The sequence below is a fragment of the Treponema sp. UBA785 genome (assembly GCF_002297065.1).
Classification (GTDB): domain Bacteria; phylum Spirochaetota; class Spirochaetia; order Treponematales; family Treponemataceae; genus Treponema_D.
On record NZ_DBJD01000101.1, the window covers coordinates 1 to 17,088 of the forward strand.

General features: G+C 42.0%; 14 protein-coding genes and 1 tRNA gene. 5 read left to right on the forward strand and 10 right to left on the reverse strand.

Going from position 1 to position 17,088, the window contains the following annotated elements; all coding sequences use genetic code 11:
• On the reverse strand, window positions 1–404 hold a 404-nt coding region (locus B2X33_RS09405), incomplete at its 3' end, for a PLP-dependent transferase (RefSeq protein WP_296669229.1).
• 102 nt (window positions 405–506) lie between these two features.
• Window positions 507–580 (reverse strand) — tRNA-Ala (locus tag B2X33_RS09410).
• Between the two features lie 314 nt (window positions 581–894).
• On the opposite strand from B2X33_RS09410, the gene B2X33_RS09415 reads away from it, so the two are divergent.
• Both B2X33_RS09415 and B2X33_RS09420 read left to right on the forward strand, forming a co-directional pair.
• On the forward strand, window positions 895–2,088 hold the full coding sequence (locus B2X33_RS09415) for a glutamine synthetase family protein (protein WP_296019334.1): 1,194 nt from the start codon (window positions 895–897) through the stop codon (window positions 2,086–2,088).
• Window positions 2,089–2,092: 4 nt separating this feature from the next.
• On the forward strand, window positions 2,093–2,659 hold the full coding sequence (locus B2X33_RS09420; protein WP_296669230.1) for an ANTAR domain-containing response regulator: 567 nt from the start codon (window positions 2,093–2,095) through the stop codon (window positions 2,657–2,659).
• Here the strand turns inward: B2X33_RS09420 and B2X33_RS09425 are convergent.
• From B2X33_RS09425 to fabV, 4 genes are all read right to left on the reverse strand, one after another.
• Entirely contained in the window at window positions 2,650–3,144 is a 495-nt protein-coding gene (locus B2X33_RS09425; protein WP_296669232.1) for a YkgJ family cysteine cluster protein, read from the reverse strand. The genes B2X33_RS09420 and B2X33_RS09425 overlap by 10 nt on opposite strands.
• A gap of 2 nt (window positions 3,145–3,146) precedes the next feature.
• Window positions 3,147–3,755 (reverse strand): TetR/AcrR family transcriptional regulator, encoded by a 609-nt coding sequence (locus B2X33_RS09430; RefSeq protein WP_296019342.1) that lies wholly within the window; start codon window positions 3,753–3,755, stop codon window positions 3,147–3,149.
• A complete protein-coding gene (locus B2X33_RS09435; RefSeq protein ID WP_296669233.1) occupies window positions 3,755–5,068 on the reverse strand; it encodes a THUMP domain-containing class I SAM-dependent RNA methyltransferase in 1,314 nt (437 codons plus the stop codon). The genes B2X33_RS09430 and B2X33_RS09435 overlap by 1 nt, the downstream gene beginning before the upstream one ends.
• Before the next feature lie 540 nt (window positions 5,069–5,608).
• Window positions 5,609–6,826, reverse strand: coding sequence for an enoyl-ACP reductase FabV (fabV, locus tag B2X33_RS09440; protein WP_296669235.1), 1,218 nt, complete (start codon window positions 6,824–6,826; stop codon window positions 5,609–5,611).
• Window positions 6,827–7,073: 247 nt separating this feature from the next.
• Here fabV and B2X33_RS09445 point away from each other — a divergent pair, with 247 nt between their 5' ends.
• From B2X33_RS09445 to B2X33_RS09455, 3 genes are all read left to right on the forward strand, one after another.
• Window positions 7,074–7,826: an RluA family pseudouridine synthase gene (locus B2X33_RS09445; RefSeq protein WP_296669236.1), complete on the forward strand. Its 753-nt coding sequence runs from the start codon at window positions 7,074–7,076 to the stop codon at window positions 7,824–7,826.
• 1 nt (window position 7,827) lies between these two features.
• The gene (locus tag B2X33_RS09450) at window positions 7,828–8,856 is read left to right on the forward strand and encodes an omptin family outer membrane protease (protein ID WP_296669238.1); all 1,029 of its coding nucleotides are present in this window, start codon (window positions 7,828–7,830) and stop codon (window positions 8,854–8,856) included.
• A gap of 81 nt (window positions 8,857–8,937) precedes the next feature.
• A complete protein-coding gene (locus B2X33_RS09455) occupies window positions 8,938–9,579 on the forward strand; it encodes a cytidylate kinase-like family protein (RefSeq protein ID WP_296019354.1) in 642 nt (213 codons plus the stop codon).
• A gap of 108 nt (window positions 9,580–9,687) precedes the next feature.
• On the opposite strand, the gene B2X33_RS09460 is transcribed toward B2X33_RS09455, so the two are convergent.
• The 4 genes from B2X33_RS09460 to B2X33_RS09475 form a co-directional block, all read right to left on the reverse strand.
• On the reverse strand, window positions 9,688–10,968 hold the full coding sequence (locus B2X33_RS09460) for a hemolysin family protein (protein WP_296669241.1): 1,281 nt from the start codon (window positions 10,966–10,968) through the stop codon (window positions 9,688–9,690).
• On the reverse strand, window positions 10,968–12,251 hold the full coding sequence (locus B2X33_RS09465) for a hemolysin family protein (RefSeq protein ID WP_296019360.1): 1,284 nt from the start codon (window positions 12,249–12,251) through the stop codon (window positions 10,968–10,970). Before B2X33_RS09465 ends, B2X33_RS09460 begins: the two co-directional genes overlap by 1 nt.
• 3 nt (window positions 12,252–12,254) lie before the next feature.
• Entirely contained in the window at window positions 12,255–13,322 is a 1,068-nt protein-coding gene (locus B2X33_RS09470; RefSeq protein WP_296669243.1) for a thioredoxin fold domain-containing protein, read from the reverse strand.
• Between the two features lie 224 nt (window positions 13,323–13,546).
• A partial coding sequence (locus tag B2X33_RS09475) for a phosphoribosylformylglycinamidine synthase (protein WP_296669245.1) occupies window positions 13,547–17,088 on the reverse strand: 3,542 nt, incomplete at its 5' end.

The following is a 17,088-nucleotide window of genomic DNA, read 5'->3' on the forward strand; positions in this document are numbered from 1 at the left end:
TCTTCGTCTGAACAGTCTGGATTTACAAAAGTAAACTCGATGCCCATTTTTCGCATTGTCACATTGAAAAGATTAAAACTTCCGCCGTAAATTGCAGAAGAAGCGATTACGTGGTCGCCAGCGTTTGCAAGGTTAAAAACCGAAAGAAAATTTGCAGCCTGTCCAGACCCTGTAAGCATTGCGGCAGTTCCGCCTTCGAGAGAGGCAATTTTTGCAGCAACCATGTCGCAAGTTGGATTCTGTAAGCGTGAATAGAAATAACCGTTTGCCTTTAAATCAAAAAGCTTGCCCATTTCTTCGCTTGAATCATATTTAAAAGTCGTGCTCTGAATAATTGGAATCATTCTAGGCTCGCCGTTTTTTGGTTCATAACCTGAATGCAGACATTTTGTTTCAATTTTCATTTTTAAATATACCTCTCACGCAGCCAGCGCTCATTTTGGTAGTCGGTTCGGCATTTTTTTACTTTTTAAATTTTTCTGACGAAAAACAATTTTTCGTTTTTTTGGAGCTGATCGGACTTGAACCGACTACCTTTGCAATGCCATTGCAACGCTCTAGCCAGGTGAGCTACAGCCCCGATAGGTTTATTCTAACAGAAAATTAGGAATTAAATAAAGATGTAATCTGATTTTTTAGAATTTTTTTTGTGCGGCAGGGATAGGAACAGCGCGAAGCGTTCCAAAGCAACGCTTTGGAATGAAGCGAAAGCGGAACTGTGGATAGCCCGTTTTTTACGCAGCAAAGCGAAGTAAAAAGCCGCCCTTTTTCTGCTATTTTTTTTGTGCATTTTAAACAATTTTTTTTGTTTGTAAAATTTTAAAATTGAACAAACAGATTGATTCCTTTATAATTTTTTTGGCTGTATTTTTATCTGACGATGGAGTTTTCGATATGTATATGGAATCTGAAGTTATCGACTACGTGAATGAGGAAGATGTAAAATTTATTCGTCTTGCATATTTTGATCTTTCTGGAAAACAGCGCAATGTTTCGATTATGGCCGGCGAACTGCCTCGCGCTTTTAAGGAAGGAATTTCTTTTGACGCTTCGGCAATTCCTGGTTTTCAGGAAGCCCATTCTTCGGATTTGTTCTTGCATCCTGACCCTGCTACTCTTTCTGTAATTCCGTGGCGGCCTTCAACTGGAAAAGTTGTCCGCATGTTCTGCGACATTAAATATCCTGACGGAACTCCTTACGAAAAAGACTGCCGCCATATTTTAAAACAGGCTGTCAAAAAGGCGAAGGACGAATTTGGCATTGAATTTAAATTTGGCACTGAATTTGAATTCTACCTTTTTAAGCTCGACGAAAACGGCCGCAATACAAAAATTCCTTTCGATAACGCTGGATACATGGATATTGCTCCAGAAGACAAGGGCGAAAATATCCGGCGCGAAATCGATTTTACCCTCGAGCAAATGGGAATTACTCCAGAATTCAGCCATCACGAAGAAGGTCCTGGCCAAAACGAAATTGATTTCCGCGCTTCCGATGCAGAAACGGCTGCCGACAATGCTTCGACTTTTAAGTGGATTGTCCGCACAAAGGCCGCTTCAAACGGTCTTTACGCTGATTTTTCGCCAAAACCGCTTTCTGTTTATCCGGGAAACGGCATGCACATCAATATTTCGGCAAATAAAGAAGAAAAAATGCCTGCTATTATGGCAGGAATTCTTGCGCACTTGTCAGAAATTACATATTTCTTAAATCCTTCCGAAGAGTCTTATTCAAGAATCGGACAGTCAAAAGCGCCAAAATTTATCTGCTGGGGAACTCAAAACCGTTCCTGTGCAATCCGCGTTCCTTCAAAGCATCCAAACGGAAAAATCCAGATCCGGTCTTCTGACAGCGAATGTAATATTTACCTTGCATTTACACTTTTGATTTACGCAGCTCTCGACGGAATCAAAAAAAATCTCGTTCCAGAGCCTGCTGTTCAAGAAAACCTTTTTCAGTCTTATGCAGAAGACAAAAAGGACTACGAAGAACGGACAAAAAATTACAAGACAATTCCTCTCAGTTTGGCTGAAGCCCGAAAACTTGCAGAAGAAAGTGAATTTATTAAACAAATCATAAAATTCTAAGCTTATGGCATCAGATATACATAGCGTTCTGGTTGTGACAAAAGACATAAAAACTTCGACTCTAATAAGCACAATGCTTGTTCCGCCAATGTTCGATGTAATTTTGGCAGAAGATTTTAACGAAGCCCGCCGGCTTTGCAACGAACGGGTTTTTAACATTGTAATTGTCGATTTTTCTGACGGTGAAGGAACCGACTTTGCGGTTGATATTTCTTCCTGCACAAGCACAATCCTGCTTCTTGCGCCGACACAATTTTTTGACCAGCTGAGCTACAGAGTTGAGCCTTACGGAATTCTTACGATAACTTCGCCTTTTGACCAGTTCTATTTTTACAATATGATAAAAATTGCAATTGCCGTTCAGTACAAGGTTCAAGTTCTTTCGAGCCAGACAATCAAACTCAAAGAGAAAATGGAAGAAATCCGCATTGTAAACCGCGCAAAAATGCTTTTAATGCAGAACAAAGAAATGTCAGAGCAGGAAGCCCACCGTTTTCTCGAAAAACAGGCAATGGACCGCAGCATGAAGCGGATTGCCGTTGCAGATGAAATTATAAAAACTTACAGCTGAGATTCTTCTTCAATAATTTTTAAAACTTCTTCTTTGTGAATCGGAACATTTTTTTCGTAGGCAAGCCGGTTTTCTTCAATTTCGTCAAAAGTCCAGAGCCGTCCCTTATTCATTCCTGGACATTCTTTAGCGCAGTCTTCCCAACTTTCTTTTGATTCAATCATCCAGCTCCAAAACGGCCAGGTCGAACACTGAACAGGCCGCGCCTCGTAGCAAGAACAGCCGCTATTCCACAAAATGCAGTCGTAATTTTTTTGTTCTTTAAGGGCAAGAACCTGAGTTCCGTAGTAATAATCTGTCCATCGGCAATACTGTTCGACAAAATCCTTTACAGACAGTTTTTTTAAGCTGCACAAGGCCTTTAAATCGCGCTCCGAAAGATAAACAAATCCCGGAGAATGTCCACAGCAAAATGAGCATCGCTGGCATCCGAAATACAGTCCGTTTAGATAAAACGGTTCTTTTTTTTGAGAATTTTCTGTCATTTTTAGCTTTCCGGGCGGTCTGCCAAAAGTCCGTCGATTGCAAGATTCAAACTTGCCTTTATATTGTCAACTTCCGCATTGTGAAGAACCGCCATTTTAAAAACTGATTCGATAATCAAGCCGAAAATTAAATCATTTGCAGTTTTTACGCTAAATTTTCTAAATTCGCCATTTTTTTGACCGCGCACAATCATCATGCTCAAAAGGTGATTTATGCGGATTGTACGGCGGCGAACCCTTTCATAAACATTATCGCCGGTTTTATAAAGCCCTGTAAGATATGGAACTAAGATTTCAAACAGAGTCTTTTTTTCGACACAGGCGTCGATTGCATCCGAAGTAATTTTTCGAAGACAGTCTTCCGCCGTTATAGAATGGTCTTTTATGATTTTTAAAAATTTTACTTCCAGATCCGAAGACAACTGCTTTATGCTGAAATTGAAAATTTCGTGTTTGCTTCCAAAATAAATGTAGAGCGTTGTGCGCGTAATTCCGCAGGCATCCGCAATTTTTTGAAAGGTAACGTCTTCATACCCATCACGGCAAAAAAGTTCCATCGCTTTTTCGAGAATTTCCCTTTTTCTTTTTTCGTGTTCAACAACAATAGCCATTAAAAATATTCCTTGCCTGAATTTTCATTTTTGCGTTCGCGTGGAGCAAAAGGCTTTTCATTCTGTTTTTTTGGACTGTCTTTTTTCCATTCTCCGGATTTTTTTCTGTTTGAATTAAAATCCGCCGGACGAACACCACGTTTTTTTTCTTTTTCTGTTCCGTTATAAAGATAGAAAATCGTGTCCAAGTTTCCAGATTTTATGCTTTTTAAGGTCGTAGCATAGCGGCCAACATTTTCCTGAAACTCTTTGTGCGCAGTTATTACGCCAATCTGCCAGCCTTTAAAATCTTCAAAAAGACTTTTCATGCTTGAATAAAGTTCCGCGGCCTGACGCTCATCGCCAAGACGCTCGCCATACGGCGGATTGCAGATTATCATTCCGTTTTCGTAAGGAGCTTCAATGTCCTTAAAATCGCTCACCTGAAAATCAGGACGCCACAAATGGGCATCAACACCAATCGCCTTGAGCGCACGGCCGGCAGTTACGCAGGCATGCTCAGCATTTAAACGGGCCCGCTCAACGGCAGAAGGGTCAATGTCCGTTCCTGTAATGCGAACTTCAACGTCGGTGCGGATTTTTGCCGCTTCAGCATTTTTTATTTCGATTGCACGTTCGCGGTTAAAAATAGGAAGATTTTCCAAAGCAAATCTCCGGCCAAAACCCGGCGCAACGTTAAAAGCAAAAAGTGTCGCTTCGATTGGCAAAGTTCCCGAACCGCAGAATGGATCGTGGAAAGGAATTTTTCTCTTCCACATGCTCATCTGTAAAAGAACGGCAGCAGTAGTTTCGCGCAAAGGAGCCATTCCGCCGTCAGTACGATAGCCGCGCTTGTGCAAAGGCAATCCGCTCAAATCCAGCAAAATCAACGCTTCGTCATTATCCAGATAAACGCGGACATCGCTTTTTTCGCCAGTTTCCGGCAAAGAAGACATATTCCATCTGTCGCCGAGTTTTTTATAAATCGCTTTTTGAACCATTCCCTGCACAGAATGTTCAGAATTCAGTCTTGATTTATACGAACGAACTTTATCAACCGTAACTTTTGTATCTTTCTTAAAAAAATCCTGCCAGTTTACAGAATAAACTCCTTCGAAAAGCTGATCAAAATCTTCAGCCTTGTAGCGAGCCATTAAAAGATAAACGCGGTCGGCAGTCCGCAGGCAAAGGTTCGCCCTAAAAAGAGCGTCATCATCGCCTTCAAAAAAAACGCGTCCAGGAGCATTTCCAGCAAGCCTGTAACCCAAGAGCTTAATTTCGTTTCCAAGAATTTTTTCCGCGCCAATTGCGCACAAAGCAACTAAAGTGTTCATTATCTTGACAATTTAGCACAAAATGTCATTTTGGACAACCAAAGATTTTTTTTAGAACCACATTTTATCGTCTTATCCGGCTGCTACGGATTCGCTCACGCTCATCGTCCTCGGCTAAAGCCTGCGGTCGACTGCCGTCCTGCGCATCCGGGGTAGCTTTTTCTTAAATTCAGACAATCTCGTTAATGCGGCGACGCCCCCTGTCATTATCGGGCTGGCCCGATAATCTATTGAAAGTGTCTGCCAGCCTTAGATTATGACAATGTTTCTTCCTCTTCTAGCCGGAATTTCATTCCTGCTCTAACAGGAAGTCCTTTCCGCTTAGAACAAAACTCATCTTCCTATTAGAACAGGAAGAGAAAAATGCTGTAATTGCGGAAAAACTTAGCCCGGATCGGAACGGCGCAAAGCGTTCATGAATGGAGCGTAAGCGGAACCGTGAAGAGCCGGTTTGTGATTGCGGTGCGCTCCTAAAATAAAAAAGACCCGCCTAAAAAAAGCAGGTCTTTAATCATTAAAAAGCTTTTGTTTAATTTTTGACTAGTCTATTTCGTTCATTTTTGCGATTTCTTTGGTATAGTCAACGCCTGGAACTTCAAAACCGTTAATCATCAAGAAGTCGTGGCGGAGTCCTTCCATGTCGCAGTATTCGTTTACTGTTTCTTCTGTAACATTTGGCATTGCCTTGTCTACTTCTGCCTGAACTGCAGAATCAAGTTCCCAGTCATCTATGCGGATTCTGTTTTCTGAATCTACAGGAACTTTCTTGTCCGCTGTGTAAAGACGCTCAGCAAAAAGACGTTCCATCTGTTCGATACAGCCTTCGTGTGTTCCTTTTGCCTTCATAATCTTGAACAAAACTCCAAGATACTGCGCGATAATTGGAATTACTGCCGAAGAGCGGGTTACAAGGCCTTTGTTTACTGAAACATAAGCGGCGCCGTTCAATCCTTTGAGGGAGCTGTCGATATTGTGGGCGCGGGCTTCCAAGTCTTTTTTTGCTTCGCCAATTGTGCCGTCGCGGTAAATCGGATGGCTGTATTTTGGTCCAATGTAAGAATAAGCAAGTGTGCGTACACCGTCAGCAAGAACATCCGCTTCTTTTAACTGTTTAATCCAGCGTTCCCAGTCTTCACCGCCCATTACTTTTACAGTATTTGGAATGTCATCGCCTTCGGCAGGCTTTACTTCCTGAATAGCAATTTTTCCAGTCATCATATCAAGCGCAGGACCTGTAAATGTTGAACCGATAGGTTTGATTACAGAGCGGTACATAACCTTTGTATCCGGATCTGTGCGAACTGGAGAAGCGAGAGAATAAATAATAAGGTCGAATTTAATTCCCTGTTTTTTTGCTTCGTCAATTACCGCCTGACGACATTCGTCAGAAAAAGCGTCCATATTGAAAGTTTTTGATTTAAGGCCAGCCTTTTGTGCTTCCTTGTCAAAAGTCATATTGTTGTAAAAACCAGGAGTTCCGGCTTTTGTTTCTGTAGCTTCTTTTTCAAACGAAACACCGATTGTGTCTGCGCCATATTCAAAAGCCGCCGAAATACGGCTCGCAAGTCCATATCCTGTGGAGCAACCAAGAACAAGAACGTTCTTTGGAGCATAACCGCCTTCAGCGGCTGTTTTTGTTCCGCGTTTTGCTTTCTGAGCAACAGCATAGGCAATCTGATTTCTAGTATCCTGTGCACATCCAAGCGGGTGCGAATTGATACAAATGTTCGAACGAATCATCGGTTTAATAATAGCCATTTTTTTCCCCTAAAAATCGGCACCTCAAATTATAGAGAGCCAAAATACTAATTATTACCATTATGACACTTTTTCCATTTTTGTCAATTTGCTTTTTTTAGGCAAAACCTACGCCGGGGTGCAAGTGCGCCGAAGGCGTTCTAAAAATCCCGTTTTTTAGAATGACAACACTGAAACACCGGTTTGACCATGCGGTGCCGTCCAAATTCAACTTCTATCAACTCTTTTTTTGTGCTACAATTTTTCTATGAAAATTACGCCAAATTACACTGTCATTTATAACGACGACGACATTATTGTATTGAATAAACGTTCCGGACTTTTAGTTGCGCAAGACCGCTACGATCCAGACGCTCCACGTTTAGACTCCGAAGCTGAAAAAGAATTCGGCAGGCTTTATGCTGTCCACAGAATCGACAAAGACACTTCCGGCTGTGTAATTTACGCAAAAAATGCAGATTCACACCGCGCGCTTTCTATGCAGTTTGAAAACCGGACTGTCGAAAAAATCTATCACTGTCTTGTAAACGGGCGGCCGCTCTGGCAGACAAAAACCGTAGACTCAAAACTTTTGCCAGATGGAGATTTGCGCCACCGCACAACGATAAATTCGCGCTTTGGAAAAACAAGCATCACAGATTTTAAACTAATCGGCATATGCGGACCGTACAGCTGGCTTGAAGCCCGCCCAAAAACCGGCAGAACTCACCAGATTCGCGTTCACTTGCAGTCGATCGGACTTTCTATCGTCTGCGATCCTCTTTATTCTGGAAACCAAAAACCTGTCCGCCTGAGCGACATAAAAAAACGCTGGAACGGAGACACAGAAACAGAACGTCCGCTTTTAAGCAGACTGGCTCTTCACGCCTACAGTCTTTCGCTCGAACACCCAAAAACCGGCGAACGCATGACTTTTACCGCGCCTTATCAAAAAGACATGGAAGCAACACGCAAACAGCTGGCAAGCATTTTTGGAGTTGATCCTTTTAATCAAAAATAAAATGAAAAAAGTTTTACCGTTAGTTTTAGCAATTCCTTTTTTTTCGATTTTTGCCTCAGTTTATGCCACAGCCGAAATAAAAAAAACAGACTTTTCGCTTTCTGTTGAACCGCTGATTGGAATAAAAAACGGCCAGGTAAACGAATATGTTTTTTTAAAAGAGTCGAACTACGATTGCGACAAATTAAGTGAATTAAACTGGGAAATCAAAAACGAATTCTATTCTGGGCTAAAACTTAACGGCAGCTATAAAAATGTCTTTCTGGAAGCAGGATTTACGGCAGGGTTCCCGCTAAAATGCGGAACAATGAAAGATTCTGACTGGCTCAATAATTCTCCAAGCGAGGTGACAAAAACTTCTGGACACGATTACAAAACATGCTATTCGGAAAGCGACAATTATATCGATTATGACATTTCTGCAAGCTTAAAAACCGGCTATTCGTTCAAACTTCCAGAGCTAAAAAAAATCAGCGCAAAGATAAGCCCGTTTTTTGAGTTTGAATACCAGTTATTTAAGTTTACGGCAAAAAACGGAACTGGCTGGTATGGAAACGCAATAGACGGCTATTATGCGGCCTGGAACGATGAAGCTGAAGCAAACCGGGAAATAATCAATTTTTCTGGCGACGTAATTTCTTATAAACGGCAGAATTTTATTTTTTGGCTCGGAGGCAGCATCGATTTCAAGCTTCCAAAAAATTTTTCTGTCGGAGCAGGATTTAAATTTTCTCCATTTGTCTATTCAGAATCAATCGACTGCCATTATTTAAGAGATCTTTATTTTTTAGACATTGTTTCGGATTTTTGCAGCCTCTTTAATTGCAATTTCAACACCGAGTATAAAATCGATTCAAAAAAATCAATCTGTCTTAACGCAGACTACCTTTATATGAAAACTCTTCGTGGAAAATCGTATTCCAGCAATTCTCAAAGATGGTCTAAAAATAACGAGCTTGAAGATTCAGAAGGCGGCGCAAATCAGCAATGCTTTAACATTTCCCTTTCATTTAAATATAAATTTTTCTAAAAATTAGCTTCCTAAAATTCTGCATTTTTGTGATATAATAAGCCTACAAAAAACAAAAATCAGTCTTTACGGAGGCTTTTTATGAAAAAAATTATTACAATCAGCCGTGAATACGGTTCCGGCGGAAGACTTATCGGAAAACTCGTTGCAGAAACTTTGGGTTATGATTTTTACGACAAGGAAATTATCGACATGGCCGCTCAGGAAAGCGGACTTTCTCCAGATTTTATAAAAAAAACTGAACAAAATCTTTCTTCAGGATTTTTATACAATCTTCTTTTAGGCTCAAGCTACTCTGGAACAGCAAATGGCGCGGCTTCGATAAACGGAACTCAGATGCTTCCTCTTGCGGACCAGGTTTTTAATGCCGAACGCAAAGTTATTCTCGACCTTGCAAAAAAAGAAAACTGCGTAATTGTCGGACGCTGCGCAGATTATATTCTTAAAGCAAGCGATGAAATTGATTCAAAATCTCTTTTAAATGTTTTTATCTACGGAAATCTGGAAGAAAAACTCAAAAGAATCGAAGACTTGTACAAAGAACCGGAACAGGCGGCAAAAAAGACAATTCAGCAGATTGATAAACGCCGTGCAAATCATTACAACACTTTTACGGAAGCAACATGGGGCGACCGCAAAAACTACGACATTATGATTAACAGTTCAACAGCAGGAATCGAAGAAACCGCCCGGATAATTTCGGAAATTGCAAAACACCAGTAAAGGCCGACTGCAAAAAAAAACGCATTGCCTTGCAAAGACGAATTTACACTATTTTATTGATTTTTTGTAAACCGCCTTTGCAAGGAATCTGCGGCAAATCTTTTAATATTACGGGAATGTGATTCTTACGCTCTGAATCCGATGGCGGGTTTGGTCTTCTACCTTGAACAAAACTCCGTCACGGCGAATTGTTTCGCCTGCTTCCGGAATTGCATCAAACTGTTCCAAAAGCCAGCCGGCAAGAGTGTCGTAATCATCGCTTACAAGCTCAAGCTTTAAAAGTTCATTTACATCGTCAATTTTCATATCGCCAGGAACCAAAAATTCTTTTGAAGTAACAGGAACTATCAAGGTTTCTGGAGGAATATCTGACTGTTCTCCGTGCACGCTGTGTCCAAAAACCGCGCGCATAATGTCGTCCATCGTTACAATTCCGATATTTGAACCGTTTTCGTCAACAGCAACTGCAAAATTTATGTTTTCCTTTCTAAATTTTTGCAAAAGCTCTGTCGCTGTAATCGTTTCTGGAATAAAAAGCGCCGGACGCATACATCTTGCCGCCAGATTTTTAGATTCCTTTATAACTCTTCCCGCCAAAAGCACATTTTTGTAATAAAGAACACCAAGAACATCCTCAAAGGAACCTCGGCAAACAGGAAGCCGGCTATAGCCAGTTTTTGCAAAAATGTCGGCAATTTCAACATACGAGGCATTTTCCGGCACAAACTGAACCTGACTTTTATGGCGCATAATATCGTGAACTTTCAAATCCGTAAATTCAAAAATTTTATACAACATTCGCTTTTCGCTGTTTTCCAAAGTTCCTTCGTTTGCACCAACTGCAATCAGCGATTTTAACTCGTCTTCAGTTATAAGTTCCCGGCCTTCGTGAATAAAACTTGTGAGAATTTCCGTAATAAAATCTGTAATTTTAGAAAAAAGCCAGACAATCGGAAACAAAAGTTTTTCTAAAAAAATCAGCGGAGAAGCAAAAATACTTGCCATCTGGACTGGATAAACAGCAGCGACAGTTTTTGGCATAATTTCTCCAAAAACAATCAAAACAAACGAAATAATGATTGTTGCATAGGTCGAGCCTGAATTTCCTGCAATTTTAATCGCAATCATTGCGGCAAGACCGGAAGCCAGAGAAGTTACAAAATTGATTCCAATCAAAATCAGCGACAAAAGGCGGTTTGTATCTTTTTTTAAAAATTGAATTTTTTTGGCCGGCGTATTTTTTTTATCGCCATCTTTTTTTATCATCTGATGCAAGGTTACACGGGTAATCGACAAAAAAGCCGTTTCGCTCGCAGCAAAAAAAGCAACAATCAAAACCAGCAAAATGTCGGCAAGAATCGGAAGAATTATTTCGACAAAAATTTTCATTATTCTTCGCCTCCAGGAATTCTTGTGCAATGAACGCTTGCAATTCTGAGCCTGTCCATTGAGCTCACTTCAAAACGATATTCGCCCACTTCAATAAATTCGCCGGGAACAGGAATGTGTCCTAAAACTTCGCAAATGTAACCGCCAATTGTTTCGTTGTCGCGGCTCTCAAGCTTTAAGTGGAGTTCGTCCGCCAAATCAATAAGCCGAGCGCTTCCATCGAGCAAATTGTCGTCAGGATTTTTTATATGGACAGAAGTCGAGTCGCCTGCCTTTTGAAAATCGTCCGCAATTGCACCAAAAATTTCACGTTCAATGTCTTCTGTCGTCAAAATTCCGTCAGTTCCAGAATATTCATCAATTACAACAGCAAAACTTTGCTTATTTTTACGCATCATCTCCTGAATCGAAGACATTTTTGTAGTTCCAGGAATAAAAAGCGGAGGACGCATCAGCTTCTCGACAGAAAAATCTTCCTTTGCGCCTCTAAAAAACAGCAAGTCTTTTACATAAAGCACACCAAGAATATTGTCAATTCCGTCTTCGGCATAAACTGGAAAACGGCTGATTCTCGTTCGTTCAGAAAGTTGAATTATATCGCGGTAAGAAGCCTTTGCTTCAATTCCAATTACATCGCAACGAGGAACCATAATATCGGTGGCATTCAAATCGGTGAACTTAAAAACGCGGTTCATCATATTTTTTTCGCCATTTTCAAGGACACCTTCTTCGCCGCCAACATCAATAAAAGTTTTGATTTCCTCTTCGGTAAAAGTCGCCTGTTTCTTTTTGGTGGAAATTCCAAAAATTTTCAAAAAAAGTCTGGAAATTGAAGTAAAAATTATTACAAAAGGACGCAAAAAATAAAAGAAAAACCAGACAAACCGGCTCAAGAAAAAAGACGATTTTTCTGGATAACGCGTAGTCAAACTTTTTGGGGTAATTTCTCCAAAAATCAAAAGCAAAACAGTCGAAATTGAAGTGGCAATTCCAAGACCAGCCGCTCCAAAAAGTTTTAAAAATATTGAAGTTAAAACAACGGACAGCGTAACATTTACAATTTCGTTTCCGACCAAAAGCATATTTAAAAGTTCTTCCTTGCGTTCAAGCAGTTTTCCAGCCCGAATAGCGCGTTTATCACCTTTTTCACGCAAAAAATGAACGCGAAGCTTGTTGAGTCCGAGAAATGCGCTTTCTGAAGCCGAAAAAAGCGACGAAAGCACAATGCAAGTAATCGCAACCAATAAAAGAATAATTAAATTATCCGAGGGGTAGCCGTCCATATTTTAATTCTCCGCAGAATCTTTAGCTTCCGGCGCATGTGCGTCTGCAGAAGGCTCTGCATTTTCACCATATTTTTCTTCCATCATTCGCATCATGCTCAAAATTGACTCTGCATATTCCGAATCCGGAGCCACATCGTAAGCTTTCTGCAAATAATCTTTAACTTTTGCAGCGTCGTCCGTTCCGCTCGAAGCAAAAAGGTATGCCGCTGTATAAAGACACTGCTGTTTCTGCTCTGGTTCCAAAAATTTGCTCTTTGCAGCCGTTGCAAATTCTTCACTTGCAGCCAGAGGATCCTGGTCAAGATAATGCTGAACAGCGTTTGAATTTGCCAATGCAACGACATAGCTTCCAACCATTCCAGTCGAATTTTTTTTGTCGAGCTTAATATAATCCGAGCAAAAATCAGCAAGCAGATAGCGCAACTGAGGGTCAGTTTTTTCAAAAAGACGGTTGATTGCAGCCAGCCTGTCTTCTGTTTTTCCAGAACGAGCCGCAGAAATCGTGTTTTCGTATTCAGCAATTTCTTCAGCAAGCGGATTATAACCGGCAAAAAAATCTTCAACAGATTCAGGTTTATTTTCAAAAACCATCTGCTTAATTACATAGCCTTCTTTTGTCAAAAGATAATAAGAAGGAGTTACCTGAATATTGTAAAGTCCGGCATCGCGCATATTTTCTTCGAGTTTGACCCAAAGTTTAGCAGCCTCGGCTTTTTCTTCTTCAGAAGCTGTCGGTTCAGCAGCAGCCTTGTCAAAAAGCGAATTTGAAAAATCCAAATTAACAAGAACATAATTTTTTGTCATTTCAGAAATAAAACCGTCGCGGTTGAAAATCTTTTCTTTAAGCTCAGCGCTCGATTTATCCTGATCATCGCCCGAAAAAAGCAAGAAGATTTTTTTATTTTCTTTAGAGGCCGCGGCTTTTCCGTCAATCAAATTGTCAACCCAAGTCGACGAGTCAATATTTTCTGAAGGCTTGCGAGCCTGAGTTTCTTCTTTTTTTGAACATCCGGCAAAAATAACCGAACTCATCAAAAGAACAGCAAAAAGTTTCAAATTTTTTTTCATTTTAAATTCCTAAATTTTAAAATTTGGGGCTTTCCCGCTCGCGCGGGCCGGGCTTTCCGTGGCTACGGCATTCGCCTACGGTGGCTGTCAAAGCAGCCACTTCCACCACTCCAATCCCTAAGCCGAAGGCTTAGGTCGTGTGCTTTAGCACACACTATAATCACGAGTTTTGCGTCAGCAAAAGTCGCAGCGTGCTTGCACGCAAAAATCCCTAAACCGAAGGCTTAATTAAAGTATCTTACACCTGCAGCAAAAATATTCTGGCAAGAAGAAGATCCATCGTCTTCACCAGCAATATTTTTAATCAAATCATTGCTAAATCCACCGATTCCAACAGTGCGTTCAGAATGTCCCATCTTTCCGAGAACATGTCCGTCCGGACTTGTAAGGCCTTCGATTGCAAATGCTGAGCCGTTTGGATTATCCGGTTCACTCACAGCAGGAATTCCATTTTCGTCACAATACTGTGTAAATACCTGGCCGTTTCTGAACATTTTTTCTGCAAATTCTTCAGACATAATAATACGTCCTTCACCGTGGCTTACTGGAACATAGTGCGGGCGAGTGTCCAAAACAGTTTTGTCCAAAGCCCATGGAGAAGAAGCGCTTACCATTGTCGTTCTGACAACGCGGCTTATGTGACGGTGAATATTATTGTAAGTAAGTGTCGGATTTTCGGCTGCCGGCTCAACAATTTTTCCAAAAGGAACAAGTCCCGTCTTAATCAAAGCCTGGAAACCGTTGCAAATTCCAAGAATCAAGCCATTCTTCTTTTCAAGATGGTCTGTAATTGCCTGCGCAATATTTGCCTCCCGAATAACGTTTGCAATAAATTTGCCTGAACCGTCAGGTTCATCGCCAGCGGAGAAACCGCCTGCAAACGCAACAATCTGTGCGCCAGAAATTTCTTTTTGCAATCCAACAAGAGATTCTTCCAAGTCTTTTGAAGTTCTGTTGCGGAAAACAAAGATTTTTGAATCTGCTCCAGCCAAATTAAAAGCACGAGCCATGTCATATTCGCAGTTTGTACCCGGGAAAACAGGAACAATTACGCGAGGCTTAGCTTTTGCCTTGTCGAGAACTGTAAAGGCAGAAACTTTTGCACGGGCTTCTTCGAGAGAAGAGTGCTTTTCAACTGCCCATTCAGGAAGTTTTTCAGCAGGTTTTGCAGAAGAAACTGGCGGGAATACTTTTGCAAGAGTTTTATCCCAAGCCCCGTAAAGCTCATCAAGCGAAATTTCTGTAAGAGGAAGAGGATTAAGTCCTTCCATTGCAACGCTGATAACCGGATCTTTTTGAGTATTTCCGATTCTAATTACAGTCGTATTTACAAATTCGTTGTTCTCGAATTTGTCATCATCAGTTTCTACAATAATCGAACCATAGAGCGGAGTAAACAAGTCTGCAATCGTATTATTTACATTGCGATGGAATCCAATTGCAGTAGCGCTTGAAGGAATTGCAGTCAGCTGAACACCAATCTTGTTTCCAAAAGACATTTTTGTGATTGCCTCTGCGATTCCGCCCGCTCCGACCGGATACATCGCAAGAATTTTTCCGGCTTTGTTCGCCTCATAAAGCGCGTCTGAATTCTTCTTGAAAACTTCCCAGTCTGGCGCAAGCTCAGCAGAATATGGAACCTGAACGAGATAAATATAACTTCCAGATTTTTTGAATGAGCCTGACTGAACGTTTTTTGCCTCATCGTGAGCGACTGCGAAAGAAACGAGAGTGTGGGGAACGTTCATGTGCTCGAAAGTTCCAGACATTGAGTCTTTTCCGCCGATTGAAGCGCAGCCCATTGATTTTTGCGCATCAACAGAGCCGAGCAAAGCCGCCGCCGGATAGCCCCAAGTTTTCTCGTCAACTGTGCGTCCGAAGAATTCCTGATAGCTCATGCGGCTTGTAGTCGCTTTTCCGCCGATACAAGTGATTTTTGCAAGAGAAGACAAAACCGCTGTCTGCGCGCCGTGCCACGGAGACCATTCAGCAACGCGCGGATCGTAGCCGTAAGACATAAGGCTGACAGTTGAAGTCTCGCGTGGAGAAACCACTGGAATTTTTGCCGACATCGCACATTCTGGAGTTCCCTGATATTTTCCGCCGAACGGGAACAAGACAGTTGAAGAGCCGATTGAGCCGTCAAAGCGTTCCTGAAGTCCGCGCTGAGAGCAGCATGCAAGGTCTGAGATGTTTGCGATAAAAGCGTTTTTAATCTGCTCTTTTGTAGGCTCGCTTTCGCCGCTTTCTCCTGTCGCAGATGCGCAGTCGCCGAGCGCTTTTTTTACGCTTTCAAGCGGCTGGACAAGAGGAGATTTTCTGTTTTCAGCAGGACTTTCGATTTCTGCATTTGCGTAATGAGGAGCTCCAGCCGAGTCCAAGAATGAGCGGTCAATGTCAACAATCGTCTTTCCGCGCCACTTCATTGTGAGCTTATTTTTATCAGTAACAGTTGCGACAACAACCGCATTTAAGTTTTCATCGTTGCAAAATTTTATGAATTTCTCAACATCGCCGGCACGAACAACAACGGCCATTCTTTCCTGGCTTTCAGAAATTGCAAGCTCCGTTCCGTTCAAGCCTTCGTATTTTTTCGGAACAGCGTCAAGATTGATGTCGAGTCCAGGGGCAAGCTCGCCCACAGCAACAGAAACACCGCCTGCGCCAAAGTCGTTTGAACGGCGAATCATATGGCTTACTTCCGGATTTCTGAAAAGACGCTGAATTTTTCTTTCCTCAACGGCGTTTCCCTTCTGAACTTCCGCAGCCGCAGTTGTTACGGATTTTTCCGTATGGACTTTAGATGAGCCCGTCGCTCCTCCGATTCCGTCGCGTCCTGTTCCGCCCCCAAGCAAGATGATAATGTCGCCTGCCTCTGGAGTTTCGCGCATTACAGTTGAATAAGGGCTTGCCGCGATTACAGCTCCAAGCTCCATTCTCTTTGCCACAAATCCCGGATGATAGAATTCCGTAACCTGACCTGTTGTCAATCCAATCTGGTTCCCGTAAGAAGAAAATCCCTGGGCAGCTTCGCGGCAGAGCTTAAGCTGAGGAAGTTTTCCGTGGAGAGTCTCGCTCATCGGAACTGTCGGGTCGCCGGCGCCTGTAACGCGCATTGACTGGTAAACCCAGCTTCTTCCTGAAAGAGGATCTCTGATTGCGCCTCCGATACAAGTTGCCGCGCCTCCGAAAGGCTCGATTTCAGTCGGGTGGTTGTGTGTTTCGTTTTTGAACTGCAAAAGCCACTGCTCAACTTCGTCTTTTCCCTCTGGATAAGGATTTCCGTCCTTGTCTGTCGTGTAATGAACGTCGATGAAGATGGAGCATGCGTTGTTTTCCTCGCTCACTTCCATGTCGTCGAGCATTCCGTGCTTTCGAAGATATTTTCCGCCGATTGTCGCCATGTCCATCAAAGTAAGAGGCTTGTCCTTGCAGTTCGCGTAAAGGTCTGTGTGAAGAGCCTTGTAGTTTTCAAGAGACTGCTTGAAAAGCTTCGCGTAAGGTCCCTTGTCGATTTTTATGTCTTTAAGAACTGTGTTGAACGTTGTGTGTCGGCAGTGGTCAGACCAATAAGTGTCGAGAACGCGGATTTCAGTCTCGGTCGGGTTGCGCTCGATTGACTTGAAATATTTCTGCAGGAACTGGATGTCAGGCAAGTCCATCGCCAAACCCATCTTTGAAAGATATTCCTCAAGCTGCTTCTTATTGAATTTATTGAATCCTTCAACAACAGGAACATCGCCAGGCTCGGCAGCTTTTATTTCCA

Bases quoted from the DNA above. Each gene is read 5' to 3' on its own strand.
- B2X33_RS09460 (WP_296669241.1), bottom strand. From the start codon at position 10,968: ATGAAAATTTTTGTCGAAATAATTCTTCCGATTCTTGCCGACATTTTG.
- B2X33_RS09455 (WP_296019354.1), top strand. From the start codon at position 8,938: ATGAAAAAAATTATTACAATCAGCCGTGAATACGGTTCCGGCGGAAGA.
- B2X33_RS09435 (WP_296669233.1), bottom strand. From the start codon at position 5,068: ATGAACACTTTAGTTGCTTTGTGCGCAATTGGCGCGGAAAAAATTCTT.
- B2X33_RS09420 (WP_296669230.1), top strand. From the start codon at position 2,093: ATGGCATCAGATATACATAGCGTTCTGGTTGTGACAAAAGACATAAAA.
- B2X33_RS09445 (WP_296669236.1), top strand. From the start codon at position 7,074: ATGAAAATTACGCCAAATTACACTGTCATTTATAACGACGACGACATT.
- B2X33_RS09425 (WP_296669232.1), bottom strand. From the start codon at position 3,144: ATGACAGAAAATTCTCAAAAAAAAGAACCGTTTTATCTAAACGGACTG.
- B2X33_RS09465 (WP_296019360.1), bottom strand. From the start codon at position 12,251: ATGGACGGCTACCCCTCGGATAATTTAATTATTCTTTTATTGGTTGCG.
- B2X33_RS09415 (WP_296019334.1), top strand. From the start codon at position 895: ATGTATATGGAATCTGAAGTTATCGACTACGTGAATGAGGAAGATGTA.
- B2X33_RS09470 (WP_296669243.1), bottom strand. From the start codon at position 13,322: ATGAAAAAAAATTTGAAACTTTTTGCTGTTCTTTTGATGAGTTCGGTT.
- B2X33_RS09450 (WP_296669238.1), top strand. From the start codon at position 7,828: ATGAAAAAAGTTTTACCGTTAGTTTTAGCAATTCCTTTTTTTTCGATT.
- fabV (WP_296669235.1), bottom strand. From the start codon at position 6,826: ATGGCTATTATTAAACCGATGATTCGTTCGAACATTTGTATCAATTCG.
- B2X33_RS09430 (WP_296019342.1), bottom strand. From the start codon at position 3,755: ATGGCTATTGTTGTTGAACACGAAAAAAGAAAAAGGGAAATTCTCGAA.